We start from the raw sequence: 12283 nt of genomic DNA, 5'->3' as shown, positions 1-12283 counted from the left end.
CGGCGCGGGCGCCGCGACCACCGGCTCCGCCGCCTTGGGGGCGGGCGCCGGCGCGGGCATCGGGGCCGGCTGCTCCGGCATCAGGCCCTTGATCACCGGCTCCTGCTTGTTCTTCTTCTCGGCGCCGCGGCGGGTGATGCCCACCTCTTCCTGCGGCTCCTCGATCATCGTGTAGCTGGCCTGCAGGTTCTCCAGGCGCGGATCGTCGTGGCGCAGGCGCTCCAGCTTGTAGTTCGGCGTCTCCAGGTGCTTGTTGGGCACCAGCAGCACGGTCACGCGCTGCTTCAGCTCGATCTTGGTGATCTCGGTGCGCTTCTCGTTGAGCAGGAAGCTGGTCACCTCCACCGGCACCTGCACATGCACGGCCGCGGTGTTGTCCTTCATGGACTCTTCCTGGACCATGCGCAGGATCTGCAGCGCGGACGATTCCGTGTCGCGGATGTGGCCGGTGCCGTTGCAGCGCGGGCAGGTGATGTGGCTGCCTTCGCTCAGCGCCGGACGCAGGCGCTGGCGGCTCAGCTCCAGCAGGCCGAACTTGCTGATCGAGCTGAACTGCACGCGGGCGCGGTCCTGGCGCAGCGCGTCGCGCAGGCGCTGCTCGACCTCACGGCGGTTCTTGGACTCCTCCATGTCGATGAAGTCCACGACGATCAGGCCGCCCAGGTCCCGCAGGCGCATCTGGCGCGCGATCTCGTCGGCGGCTTCCAGGTTGGTGCGGGTGGCGGTTTCCTCGATGTCGCCGCCGCGGGTGGCGCGCGCCGAGTTCACGTCGACCGAGACCAGCGCCTCGGTGTGGTCGATGACGATGGCGCCGCCCGAGGGCAGGTTCACCGTGCGGCTGAAGGCCGTCTCGATCTGGTGCTCGATCTGGAAGCGGCTGAACAGCGGCGCGTCATCGCGGTAACGCTTCACCTTGTGCGCCGTCTCCGGCATCACATGGCTCATGAACTGATGGGCCTGCTCGAAGATGTCGTCGGTGTCGATCAGGATCTCGCCGATGTCGGCGGTGAAGTAGTCGCGGATCGCGCGGATCACCAGCGACGACTCCTGATAGATCAGGAACGCACCCTTGCCGCCTTGGGCCGCCTCATCGATGGCGGTCCACAGCTTGAGCATGTAGTTCAGGTCCCACTGCAGCTCGGCGGCGGAACGGCCGATGCCCGCGGTGCGCGCGATCAGCGACATGCCCTTGGGATATTCGAGCTGGTCCAGCGCTTCCTTGAGTTCCTCGCGGTCCTCGCCCTCGATGCGGCGCGAGACGCCGCCGCCGCGCGGGTTGTTGGGCATCAGCACCAGGTAGCGACCGGCCAGCGACACGAAGGTCGTCAGCGCCGCGCCCTTGTTGCCGCGTTCTTCCTTCTCGACCTGGACCAGCAGCTCCTGGCCTTCCTTGATCGCGTCCTGGATCTTGGCCGAGCGCACGTCGGCGCCGTCCCGGAAGTACTGGCGCGAGATTTCCTTGAAGGGCAGGAAGCCGTGGCGGTCCTCGCCGTAATCCACGAAGCAGGCTTCCAGCGACGGCTCGACGCGCGTCACCACCGCCTTGTAGATGTTGCCCTTGCGCTGCTCGCGGCCTTCGATCTCGGTTTCGAAGTCCAGCAGCTTCTGTCCATCGACGATGGCCAGGCGACGCTCTTCCTGCTGCGTCGCGTTGATCAGCATGCGTTTCATCAGTTCTCCTCCACGCCAGGGCTTGACCGCTGGCGCGCATCTTCAAGTGAACCGCTGCCGGCTATTCACCGGCGGGCGATTCGACCGATGCACGAGAAACGCGAAAGAACCAATGAAAGGATCGCCCTGGACTGCAATTGAACGGCGCGTTGACCGTTCAGCGCTGCAGCGTTGGCGCGTGCGCCGCAGGCCCCGGGTCGGCTGTTCCGGTCCGCCTGCGCGCCGCTTGAGGCGCGACCCGACCACGGCCGGAGCCCGGCGTGTGGACGAAGCCAACACGCGCTCGCAGGCGGCGGGGGGTGGGAAAGACCGAGGAAAACATCCGGAAACGGGGCCTGGGTGCTGACGTCAGCGCCGGGACTTGCGCCCCCGCGCTGACGTCGTGAAACCTTGTTGTGCTGCCCGCGCCGCCTGCCGACATCCGAAGATGCGGTCGACCGCGTGAGCAATGGTTCTGACGACGTTGCTCTGCCATCCGGCCCCCGTGCCTGCCCGCTCGCTTTGGGAAGCGGACTCGACGCGATGACCTGATGTTGCATCACCAAAAGTAATGAGCAGCCTACTCACAATGGCCGCTCAATGCCACGTTCTCGTCGGACTCGAACGCTCACGTCCGAGTAAAATGAGAAAAATCAAATACTTACAACGCAAACGTGGCAAGCAGCATTATAGGGGCTAAAGCCCGCAAGGCCGCCCCAGGGACTGCCCGCAGTGCCACGAGGGGATCCAGCCCCGCCAGAAAGGGACTCGCGAAGGGCGCCGCGCCCACCGCCGCGCGCCCGGCGGCGCGGAACGTCCCGGCACCCGCACCCGCGGCGCCGACCGTGTCGGAGCCGCTTCCCGCGCAGGTGCGGCTGCTGACGGTCGACGACGGTTCCGCCGGCCAGCGCCTGGACAACTTCCTGATCCGCGAGCTCAAGGGCGCGCCCAAGACGCTGGTCTACCGGATCATCCGGTCCGGCGAGGTGCGCATCAACAAGGGCCGCTGCGCCGCCGATTCGCGCCTGGCCGTGGGCGATGTCGTCCGCGTGCCGCCGGTGCGGCTGGCGGAGAAGCCCGCCGAGCCCGCCATCCCCGCTCGCGAATTCCCGGTCGTCTTCGAGGACGAGCACCTGATCGTCGTCGACAAGCCCGCGGGCGTCGCGGTACATGGCGGCTCGGGCGTCAGCTTCGGCGTGATCGAGCAGCTGCGCCGCGCGCGGCCGCAGGCGAAGTTCCTGGAGCTGGTCCACCGGCTCGACAAGGAAACCTCCGGCCTGCTGATGATCGCCAAGAAGCGCAGCGCGCTGACGCATCTGCAAGACCAGCTGCGCGATCGCGAGACCGGCAAGACCTACGCGGCGCTGGTGAGCGGCGCCTGGGCGAGGTCGAAGAAGGTCGTGGATGTGCCGCTGCTCAAGTTCGTCGGCAGCGATGGCGAGCGCTGGGTGCGGGCGGTCCCGAATCCCGGCGACCCGCAGGCGGATCAGGCCAAGCGCTCGATCAGCCTGGTGAAGGTGATGGAGGCCTTCGCCGGCCGGGTGCCGGACGATGCCGGCTACAGCCTGCTGGACGTCACCATCAAGACCGGCCGAACCCACCAGATCCGGGTGCACCTGGCCCATGAGGGCCATCCGATCGTCGGCGATCCGAAATATGGCGACTTCGAGGCCAACCGCGCACTGGCGCGGGGTGCGCTGCGTTTCGACCGGATGTTCCTGCATGCGCGCCAGCTGCGCGTCATCCATCCCGCCACCGGCGAGACCTTGACCTTGAACGCACCGCTGCCGCCCGAGTGCGAGACACTCCTGGCCGCGCTGCGCCGCCCGGCGCCCTGACGACCCGCCCACTGACGCCATGCCTCAACGCTTCGACCTGATCGTCTTCGACTGGGACGGCACCCTGTTCGACTCCACCGCGCTGATCGTGCGCTGCATGCAGGCGGCCGCCACCGACCTGGGCCTGGAGCCGCCGTCGCGCGAGCGCGCCGCCTATGTGATCGGCATGGGCCTGATCGAGGCGCTGCAGTACGCGCTGCCGGGCCTGGACCGGGCGCGTTATCCGGAGCTCGGCCAGCGCTATCGCCACCACTATTTCGCGTCCGCGCACGAGGTCACCCTGTTCGACGGCGTGCCTGGATTGCTGCAGGACCTCAAGGCGCGCCACCACTGGCTGGCGGTGGCGACCGGCAAGAGCCGCCGGGGCCTGGACGAGGCGCTGGCCGCGGTCCAGATGAAAAGCCTGTTCGACGGCACCCGCACCGCGGACGAGACCGCCGGCAAGCCCAACCCGCAGATGCTGCTGGAGCTGATGCGCGAATTCGGCGCCGAGCCCGAGCGCACGCTGATGATCGGCGACACGACCCACGACCTGCAACTCGCGCGCAACGCGGGCTGCCCGGCGATCGCGGTGACCTACGGCGCCCATGAGCACGAGTCGCTGCGGGGCTTCGAGCCGCTGCTGGTCGCGCACGACGTGCCGACGCTGCGCGACTGGCTGCTGACCCACGCCTGATTTCCTGGACCTTTCCCTGCCATGCCCTCCGAGCAAGACCCGTCTCCCGTGCCGCTGTGCGCCTCCGCCGAGCTGGAGGAGCGCGGGCGCGCCCATACCTTCGACGTGCTGCATTTCCGCCAGCCCGCGTCGGCCTTCACGCTGCGCTTCGACGGCGAGGTCGTCGGCTACCTCAACCGCTGCGCGCATGTGCCCACCGAGATGGACTGGCAGGAGGGCGAGTTCCTGGACAGCAGGAAGGAATACATCATCTGCAGCATCCATGGCGCCGTGTACCACCCCCGTGACGGGCGCTGCGTCACCGGCATGTGCGGCCGCATCGGCCTGACCAAGCTCGACGTGCGCGAGCGCGACGGCCAGGTCTTCTGGTATCCCTCCCGCGACACGCGGCCAGCCTTCGAGGATTGAATGAGCCAAGACAACGACTCCGACCTGCCGCGTCCGATTCCGGACGCGACGCCGCGGCCCGAGGACATGCTGAAGCCGGCATCCCCGCCGGCTTCCGCCGCACCGGCAGCCGCGTCCGCGCCGGCCGCCGCGGCGCCGACGACCGGCCTGCCCGGCCGCTATGACCAGGTGATCGAGCAGTTCGCGTACGACTACCTGCGCGACCGCCGCAGCGACCGGCGCTGGAAGACCTTCTTCCGGCTGATCTGGGTGACGCTGTTCCTGCTGCTGGTCTGGGCGATGTTCTCGACCCGGCACCACGGCGGCGCGACCACCGGCCCGCACACCGCCCTGGTCGAGGTGCGCGGCGAGATCGCGCCGGACACCGAGGCCAGCGCCGAGCTGATCAACGCCGCCCTGAAGGCCGCGTTCGAGGACCAGGGCTCGGAGGCGGTAGTGCTGCGCATCAACTCGCCCGGCGGCAGCCCGGTGCAGGCCGGCATCGTCAACGACGAGCTCAAGCGGCTGAAGGCGCTGCACAACAAGAAGGTCTACGCGGTGGTCGAGGAGATCTGCGCGTCGGGCGCGTACTACATCGCGGCGGGTGCCGATGAGATCTATGTCGACAAGGCGTCGGTGGTGGGCTCGATCGGCGTGCTGATGGACGGTTTCGGGTTCACCGAGGTGATGAAGAAGGTCGGCGTCGAGCGCCGCCTGATGACGGCGGGCGAGAACAAGGGGATGCTGGATCCGTTCTCGCCGGTCACGCCCAAGCAGCAGGCCTATGCGCAGGCGATGCTGGACCAGATCCACCAGCAGTTCATCGCCGTCGTGCGAGAGGGCCGCGGCGCGCGCCTGAAGGAGACGCCCGAGATGTTCTCGGGGTTGTTCTGGAACGGCGAGCAGGCGATCAAGCTGGGCCTGGCCGACGGCACCGGCAACCTCGACTACGTCGCCCGCGAGGTGGTGAAGGCCGAGGAGGTCGTCGACTACACGCCGCGCGACAACGTCGCCGAACGCATCGCCAAGCGCTTCGGCGCCGCGATGGGCGAGGGCGCGGTGAAGGCGATGCGGTCGATGACCACCATCCGGTGAGCGTCGCCGCACCGGCGCCGATGGCGGTCACCGCTCGATCGGCGCGCGCGGCGGTGACAATCCGCCGCTGACCCCTCCGCCCGACCCAGCCATCGCTCGGCAGGCCTGTTCCCGTTTCCCTGTCTTCCAGGATCGACCATGAACATCGCCTTCCGTGGCGCCGCGCTGGCGCTGCTCCCGATGCTGCTCGCGGCCTGCGCGTCGCCGACGACACCGACCCCGCCGGCCGCCGTGGCCGACACCGCCGTCCTGGCGACCGCCGCGCGGCCTGAACCGGCGTTCATCCTGCTCGGCGAGCTCCACGACAACCCCGACCACCATCGCGCTCGCGCCGGGCAACTGCGCCGCCTCATCGCGCAGGAGCCGCGCACCGTCGTCGTCTTCGAGCAGTTCGCCCGCAGCCAGGATGCGGCGGTCGCGCGAGCGCGCCAAGCGGCGCCCGGCGATGTGGACGCCGTCATCGATGCCGCGAAGCTCGACCGCAAGAGCTGGCGCTGGCCGCTGCACCAGCCGCTGTTCGAGGCCGCCCTGCAGTCCGGCGCCGAAGTCCGCGGCGGCAACATCGACCGGGACCAGGTCCGCAGGATCGTCCGTGAAGGCGATGCCGCCTGGCCGGCCGAGCTGCTGGCGCTGCGCGAGCGCACCGCGTGGAGCGGCGCGCAGCAGGACGCGCTGCGCCAGGACATCCAGGACGGCCACTGCGGCGCGATGCCCGAGGCGATGCTGCCCGGCATGGTGCAGGCCCAGCGGGCCCGCGACGCGTCGATGGCGCAGGCGATGCTGGAGGCTCGCCAGGCGGGCGCGAAACGGGTGGTGCTGATCGCCGGCAACGGCCATGTCCGGCGCGACGTCGCGGTGCCGGTCTACCTGCAGGCGGCCGGGGTGCCGGCCGCGGACATCGATGCGGTCGCCTACCTCGAGTCCGGCAGCGCCGCGCCCACCGGCGGCTATGACCGCGTCGAGCGCGCGCCCGCGCCGTCGCGCGAGGATCCCTGCGCGCAGTTCAAGCGCTGATCAGGTCGGCGGGGCGTCCGAAGGGACCGCCTCGGCATCGGGACGAGGCCCTCGGGCCGCTCAGGCCAGCACGACCTCGACCCCGCGGCGACGCAGCTCGCCGACGATCGCCTCGTCGGCGTCCTTGTCGGTGATCAGCAGATCGAGCTGCTCGACCGGCGCGATCACCGACAGGTTGCGCTTCATCAGCTTGGAGGCGTCCGCGACCGCGACGACCTGGCGCGCGATCTTCATCATCTGCGCGTTCAGCTGGGCTTCGAGCAGGTGCGGCGTCATCACGCCGATCTCCGGATCCAGGCTGTCCACGCCGAGGAAGAGCCGGTCCGCGTAGAGGCTCTGCAGCGCGGTCACCGCCTGCGGGCCGGACAGCGAGTACGAGTTCGGCCGCAGCAGCCCGCCCGGCATGATCACGTTCACGCCCGGCACCGTCGCCAGCAGCATCGCGATGTTCAGCGCATTGGTGATCACGTTCAGCGACTGCAGCCGCAAGCTACGGATCTGCTTGGCGATCTCCTCGGTCGTCGAGCCCGAGTCCAGCATGACCGTCTCGCCGTCGCGGATCAGCTTCGCGGCCTCGATGGCGATGCGCACCTTCTGCTCGTGGTGCAGCTTCTGCTTGACGCTGATCGGCACCTCCTCGGTGTCGCGATGCGCCAGCGCGCCGCCGTGGGTGCGCAGCAGCGCGCCGCTGGCGGCGAGCGCGTTGAGATCGCTGCGGATGGTGACCACCGAGATGCCGAAGCGCTCGGCGAGTTCGTCCACCGTCACCTTGCCCTGGGCTTGCACCTGCTCGCGGATCAGGCGCCGGCGCTCGTCGATCAACAGCGAGGCGTCGTGCTTGTCGGCGGTCACGGATGGGGTGGTGGTCATGGGAAACGGAAGCGATGAACTTTCGAATGATATCGACCTGGCCAGGGCCTAGGCAGGCCGCAAGCGCACGCCCGCGAGCCGCGCCGCATACATGGCCGCACCGAGTTCCGGCCCGAAGCGCGGCGCGATGAGCGTCGCGCCGGGCACCTCACGGGCCAGCGCGGCGCGCAGCGCCTCAGTCACCGCCTCGCCCGCCTCGAAGACGCCGCCGGTGTAGGACACCGCCACCGGCGCGTCCGCGGGCAGACGCAGTTGCCGCGCCACGCCGCCCGCGATCGCCGCGAGTTCCTCTCCGGCGCGCGCCAGCAGCGCGCCCGCCTGCACATCGCCGTCGCCCGCCGCCGCGGAGACCAGCCGCGCGAATTGCGCCAGCCGGCTACGTGCCGCGTCGCCATTGATCGCAGCGCAAAGATCCAGGTCCTGCGCCAGGCCGAAATGGGCCCGCACGCGCTCGAGCAGCGGTCCCGCCGCGGCGCGCCCGTCGGCCATCCGCGAGAACAGCGCCAGGCCCTCGCGCGCGAGCCAGTAGGCCGAGCCCTCGTCGCCGAAGACCTCGCCCCAGCCGCCGCAACGCGCGGCGCGCCCCTGCCACTCGCCATACGCAATCGAGCCGGTGCCCGCGACCAGGCTGATGCCATCCTCGCCGCCGAGCGAGCCGGCCCAGCTGCAGACCATGTCGTTGCCCACGCGCGAGCGCGGCAGCACGCCCTCGAGCAGCCCGTCGAAGTCCGCCAGCAGCGCGCTGTCCTCGCCATGCGCGGGCAGCCCGGCGAAGGCCGAGCGCACCGATGCGCTCGCCAGGCCCGCCTGCCGCAGCGTCTCGGCGACGCCGTCGCGCAGCAGCGCGCGCAGCGCGTCGAAGCCGATCTCGAGGTAATAACTGGTCGTCGACACATGCCGCGCCAGCAGGCGGCCGTCGCCGGCCAGCAGCAGGAAGCTGGTCTTCGTGCCTCCGCCGTCGATGCCGAGGTAGACCGCGCTGCGGTCAGGTTCGAGGCCGCGGTCGTCGGCGATCGGCGATGTCATCGCGCTCATCGGGAGTCAGCCCTGCGGATGCGGGTGGATGGTGACGCCGCTGACCACGCGGGTCACGGTGCCGGATGCGCTCGGATTGTCGGGCGTGATGCCGAGCTTGAGCGACGCCAGCAGCGCCAGGCACTGCCCGAAGACCAGCGCCACCGGCGCCAGCGCCAGGTCGGGCACATTCGCCGGCAGGTCCAGCAACACGTCGTCCTCGGCCAGCGCGTCGGCGCCGTTGAGCGCCGCGGTGCTCAGCGCGACGACGCGACCACGGCCCTGGCGGCGCAGCTCACGCAGCAGGTCCAGGTCGTAGCGCCGCGTGTAGCTGTCGTTGGAGAGCAGGATCAGCACCAGCGTGCGCTCGTTCAGCACCGTCTTCGGGCCATGCCGGAAGCCCAGCGGCGAATCGGCCAGCGCCACCAGGCGGCCATCGGTCAGCTCCAGGAGCTTCAGCGCCGCCTCGCTGGCCAGGCCCTTGAGGCCGTTGCTGCCCAGCACGACGACGCGCTCGAAGGGCTGCTCGCTGAGCGCGACCAGCCGGTCCGCCTCGCTGGCCAGCAGCTGCGCGGCCGCCTCGCCGAGCGCCTGCGGCGTGGGCAGGCGCAGCTCGAAGGCCCAGGCCGCCGCGAGCAGCATGCCGGTGAAGCTGGAGGTCATGGCGAAGGCGCGGTCGTGGGTCTCGTCCGGCAGCAGCAGCACATGCGCGCGCGGGTGCCCGCCGAGCCGGCGCGCCAGCGTGCCCTCGGCCGCGCAGGTGACGGCGAGGTGATGGCAGTCGTGGACCGTGGCGTCGGCCAGGTCCGCCGCCGCCAGGCTCTCGGGGCTGTTGCCCGAGCGCGCGAAGGAGACCAGCAGCGTCGGCACGCCGGGCTGCAGGCATTGGGCCGGGTTGGAGACGATGTCGGTGGTGGCGATCGCCTCGACCCGGATGCCGGGCCGCGCGCCCAGCTGCTGCAGCAGCGCCGGCGCCAGGCATTGCCCGATGAAGGCCGAGCTGCCGGCGCCGGTGAGCACGATGCGCAGGTCGGGTCGCGCCAGCAGCGGTTGCAGGAAGGCGTCGAGCGCCTCCCGCCGCGACGCCACCAGCGCGTGCACGGCGCGCCACACCTCGGGTTGCTGGGCGATCTCTCGGGCGGTGTGGCTCGCGCCGCGGCGGTCGAGGTCGGCGGGGGCGAAGTGGAGCAGGCTCATCGTGGCAGGTCGGTTCTGGAGAAAGGCGCCCGTCGCTCAGGCGGCGCAGGCGGCGAGGTAGGGGCGCAGCGACTGCGCGGCGCCGTCGCGCAGCAGCTCCGCCGGGCGGTTGCGCAGGCGGCCGTCGCGGATCGCGTCGTACTGGCGCGGCAGGAACTGGCTCAGCAGCGTCAGCGGCGGCGGGGAGTGCTCCAGCCGGTCCAGCAGCGCCGCGCAGGCGGCCTGGACCTTCGGATGCGCCCAGTAGTAGCGGATGCGATCGCTGAGGCTGTAGGCCAGGTCCACCTGCAGCCGCGCCGGGTCCTGGTAGTAGGGACGCCAGTGCTCCGGCTCCGCGCGCATCACGCCGAGCACGGTGCCGATCAGGCCGTCCTCGTCGCTGCCGCGGCCCAGCCACTCGTGCTCGACGGCGGCCAGCGCCCACAGCGTCTCGCGCAGCGCGAAGGTGGCTCCCGGGCCGACCTTGAGGATCGCGAAGTGGTCGCGCGCCAGTTCCGCCAGTCGCCGCGGCGTCTGGTAGTCGGTCGAGTGCGCCTCGAAGACCAGGCCCGGCTGCGACTCGATGAAGGCGCTGAGCGCGCGGGCCTTCTCCGGCCGGTAGTCGATGACCTTGTGGTGGTCGAACTCGACGCCGGGCTGCACGACCATCGCGATCACGCGCGCCCAGGCCGCGTCCAGGCCGGCCGCGGCGAAGGCCTCGCGATGCAGCGCCAGCGTCGCGCCGGCCGCCTCGGGCGAGGTCACCGCCAGTTCGTCCAGGTCCTCGTGCGCGCCGCCCGGCACCGGCACCTCGGTGCCGATCACGTAGACCGGCGGCTCGCCGCGGTCGGGCGCCTCGCGCCAGGCCTGCTCGGCCGCCAGGCACAGCCGCACCGCGCGGGCCGCGATCTCGGCCTCGGGCAGCGGCACCGGGTCGTCGGCGCAGGACATGGAGCAATCCAGGTGGATCTTGCGGAAGCCCGCCGCGACGTACTGCGCCACCATCACCTCCGCCTTGGCCATCGCCTGCGCCGCGGGCTGGCGGCGCCAGGCGTTCGGTCCGAGGTGGTCGCCGCCCAGCACCAGCAGCTCCGGCGCGAGGCCCTCGATGCGGGCCAGCGATTCGACGAAGCGGCGGAAATCGATCGGCGTCATGCCGGTATAGCCGCCGTCCTGGTTGACCTGGTTGGAGGTCGCCTCGATCAGCGCCGGGCGGCCGAGCGCGGCGCACTCGCGCAGCGTCGCCGCGAGCACGACCGGATGCGCCGAGCACATCGACGGGATGCCGACGGCCGGGGCGTCGGTCGGGGAGGGGATCGCGTGGGCGGACGCCGACTGCCGGTGGCGCCGCACGAGATCGAGCATGAGCTTCAAGGGAGGTCCTTCCTGTCCGATGAGGGGCAATGCGTTGGAGAAGAGGCGTGGCCGGGCGGGCCGGGGGGCTCAGGCCTTGGCCTGGCCTTCGGGTTGGAGCGCCAGCAGCAGCGCCGCGAGCAGCGCCAGCGCCACGCCGGCGAGCTTGGTGCCGCCGGGCGCGCTGCCGCTCATCGCCATCGAGGCCAGCGCCGTCAGCAGCGGCGCGCCGGCATTGACCAGCGGCGACACCACCAGCGCCTGGCCGTGGCGGAAGGCATAGACCAGCGTCAGCGCGCCGATCGCGTTCAGCACCTGGATGGCGGCGGCCAGGCCGGGGCCGTCCCAGCCCCAGGGGATGGGACGCGAGAAGTCGGTCATCCACAGCGCGGCGGGAATGCACAGCAGCGCGCTGACGGTCATGTAGAAGAAGATGCTCTCGGCGCTGGCGGCGTTGTTGGCGGTCTTCAGGAAATAGGCCTGCAGGCCCCAGGCCGCCATCACGACCAGCGCCAGCGCGAACCACGCGCCCAGCGGCTGGCCCTGCTGACCGGGCTGGAAGTCGAACAGCGGCAGCGCGCACAGCGCCAGCACGATGCCCGCCACGCCGAGCTTGCCGGTGCGCTCGCGCAGCAGACCGAAGGACAGCGCGATCGTCACCGCCGGCGACAGCGACACGATCGGAAAGATCAGGTACGCCGGACCGCTTTCCACCGCCCGGAACAGCAGCATCTGACCGCCGGCGCCCAGCAAGCCCACCGTGAGTCCCTGCACCACCGCGCGCCGATCACGCTGCAATCGCCAGCCGGCGCGCGCCAGCACGATCAGCGCCGGCGGGATCATGGTCAGCGCCCACACGACGTAGACCAGCGTGTCCGGAAAGCCGCGCGCGGAGGACAGGCCGGTCAGCGCGCCCCAGGCGCCCCAGAACAGGGTGGTGATCAGCGCGTAGGTCAGCCAGGGTCGTTGCATGGATCGCTTCCGTTCTCGCTCGGTGATATGAGCTTTCGAACGAAAGAATAGGGCAGCGAAATTGAAAACACAACGGAAGAATCGGCGACGGAGCCGGAAACCGCCAATTTCGAGGGAAAACCCGTGGAATGCGGTGGCGCACCCCGCGTGGCAGGTCGATCCGACTGCTGTGACTCTTTCGTCAAAGTGATAAGCGAAAGCAAAAGCGTCGGTAAAAACGATATGCGAAATCATTCGA

The 12283-nt window shown here is 70.4% G+C and carries 11 protein-coding genes; 5 read left to right on the top strand and 6 right to left on the bottom strand.

Going from position 1 to position 12283, the window contains the following annotated elements; genetic code table 11:
• The coding region (locus tag CS062_RS21165; RefSeq protein WP_143742437.1) for an Rne/Rng family ribonuclease at window positions 1–1671 on the bottom strand (1671 nt) is incomplete at its 3' end.
• Between the two features lie 824 nt (window positions 1672–2495).
• Here CS062_RS21165 and CS062_RS21160 point away from each other — a divergent pair.
• The 5 genes from CS062_RS21160 to CS062_RS21140 all read left to right on the top strand — a co-directional run bounded on the left by CS062_RS21160 (window position 2496) and on the right by CS062_RS21140 (window position 6660).
• The gene (locus CS062_RS21160; protein ID WP_438270493.1) at window positions 2496–3488 is read left to right on the top strand and encodes an RluA family pseudouridine synthase; all 993 of its coding nucleotides are present in this window, start codon (window positions 2496–2498) and stop codon (window positions 3486–3488) included.
• 19 nt (window positions 3489–3507) lie between these two features.
• Window positions 3508–4164 (top strand): HAD family hydrolase, encoded by a 657-nt coding sequence (locus CS062_RS21155; protein ID WP_099863536.1) that lies wholly within the window; start codon window positions 3508–3510, stop codon window positions 4162–4164.
• Between the two features lie 21 nt (window positions 4165–4185).
• Entirely contained in the window at window positions 4186–4572 is a 387-nt protein-coding gene (locus CS062_RS21150) for a Rieske (2Fe-2S) protein (RefSeq protein WP_099863535.1), read from the top strand.
• On the top strand, window positions 4573–5646 hold the full coding sequence (locus CS062_RS21145; RefSeq protein ID WP_099863534.1) for a S49 family peptidase: 1074 nt from the start codon (window positions 4573–4575) through the stop codon (window positions 5644–5646).
• A 138-nt stretch (window positions 5647–5784) separates the two neighbouring features.
• Window positions 5785–6660: a ChaN family lipoprotein gene (locus CS062_RS21140; RefSeq protein WP_099863533.1), complete on the top strand. Its 876-nt coding sequence runs from the start codon at window positions 5785–5787 to the stop codon at window positions 6658–6660.
• Between the two features lie 60 nt (window positions 6661–6720).
• On the opposite strand, the gene CS062_RS21135 is transcribed toward CS062_RS21140, so the two are convergent.
• The 5 genes from CS062_RS21135 to CS062_RS21115 form a co-directional block, all read right to left on the bottom strand.
• Window positions 6721–7530, bottom strand: coding sequence for a DeoR/GlpR family DNA-binding transcription regulator (locus CS062_RS21135; protein ID WP_099863532.1), 810 nt, complete (start codon window positions 7528–7530; stop codon window positions 6721–6723).
• Between the two features lie 48 nt (window positions 7531–7578).
• Window positions 7579–8565: a BadF/BadG/BcrA/BcrD ATPase family protein gene (locus CS062_RS21130; protein ID WP_233218193.1), complete on the bottom strand. Its 987-nt coding sequence runs from the start codon at window positions 8563–8565 to the stop codon at window positions 7579–7581.
• A gap of 6 nt (window positions 8566–8571) precedes the next feature.
• Window positions 8572–9741 (bottom strand): SIS domain-containing protein, encoded by a 1170-nt coding sequence (locus CS062_RS21125; RefSeq protein ID WP_099863530.1) that lies wholly within the window; start codon window positions 9739–9741, stop codon window positions 8572–8574.
• Window positions 9742–9777: 36 nt separating this feature from the next.
• Complete coding sequence (locus tag CS062_RS21120; RefSeq protein ID WP_199174312.1) at window positions 9778–11094, bottom strand: D-tagatose-bisphosphate aldolase, class II, non-catalytic subunit; 1317 nt, start codon at window positions 11092–11094, stop codon at window positions 9778–9780.
• Window positions 11095–11163: 69 nt separating this feature from the next.
• A complete protein-coding gene (locus CS062_RS21115; protein WP_099863529.1) occupies window positions 11164–12045 on the bottom strand; it encodes a DMT family transporter in 882 nt (293 codons plus the stop codon).
• Between the last annotated feature and the right edge of the window lie 238 nt (window positions 12046–12283).

The sequence above is a fragment of the Roseateles chitinivorans genome, assembly GCF_002761755.1.
GTDB lineage: Bacteria > Pseudomonadota > Gammaproteobacteria > Burkholderiales > Burkholderiaceae_C > Roseateles > Roseateles chitinivorans.
Note: the sequence above shows the minus strand (reverse complement) of the source record. Positions and strands in the feature narration are given on the sequence as shown.

Excerpts from the sequence above, each read along its gene's own strand:
- CS062_RS21140 (WP_099863533.1), top strand. The coding sequence starts at position 5,785 with ATGAACATCGCCTTCCGTGGCGCCGCGCTGGCGCTGCTCCCGATGCTG.
- CS062_RS21150 (WP_099863535.1), top strand. The coding sequence starts at position 4,186 with ATGCCCTCCGAGCAAGACCCGTCTCCCGTGCCGCTGTGCGCCTCCGCC.
- CS062_RS21115 (WP_099863529.1), bottom strand. The coding sequence starts at position 12,045 with ATGCAACGACCCTGGCTGACCTACGCGCTGATCACCACCCTGTTCTGG.
- CS062_RS21125 (WP_099863530.1), bottom strand. The coding sequence starts at position 9,741 with ATGAGCCTGCTCCACTTCGCCCCCGCCGACCTCGACCGCCGCGGCGCG.
- CS062_RS21130 (WP_233218193.1), bottom strand. The coding sequence starts at position 8,565 with ATGAGCGCGATGACATCGCCGATCGCCGACGACCGCGGCCTCGAACCT.
- CS062_RS21145 (WP_099863534.1), top strand. The coding sequence starts at position 4,573 with ATGAGCCAAGACAACGACTCCGACCTGCCGCGTCCGATTCCGGACGCG.
- CS062_RS21135 (WP_099863532.1), bottom strand. The coding sequence starts at position 7,530 with ATGACCACCACCCCATCCGTGACCGCCGACAAGCACGACGCCTCGCTG.
- CS062_RS21155 (WP_099863536.1), top strand. The coding sequence starts at position 3,508 with ATGCCTCAACGCTTCGACCTGATCGTCTTCGACTGGGACGGCACCCTG.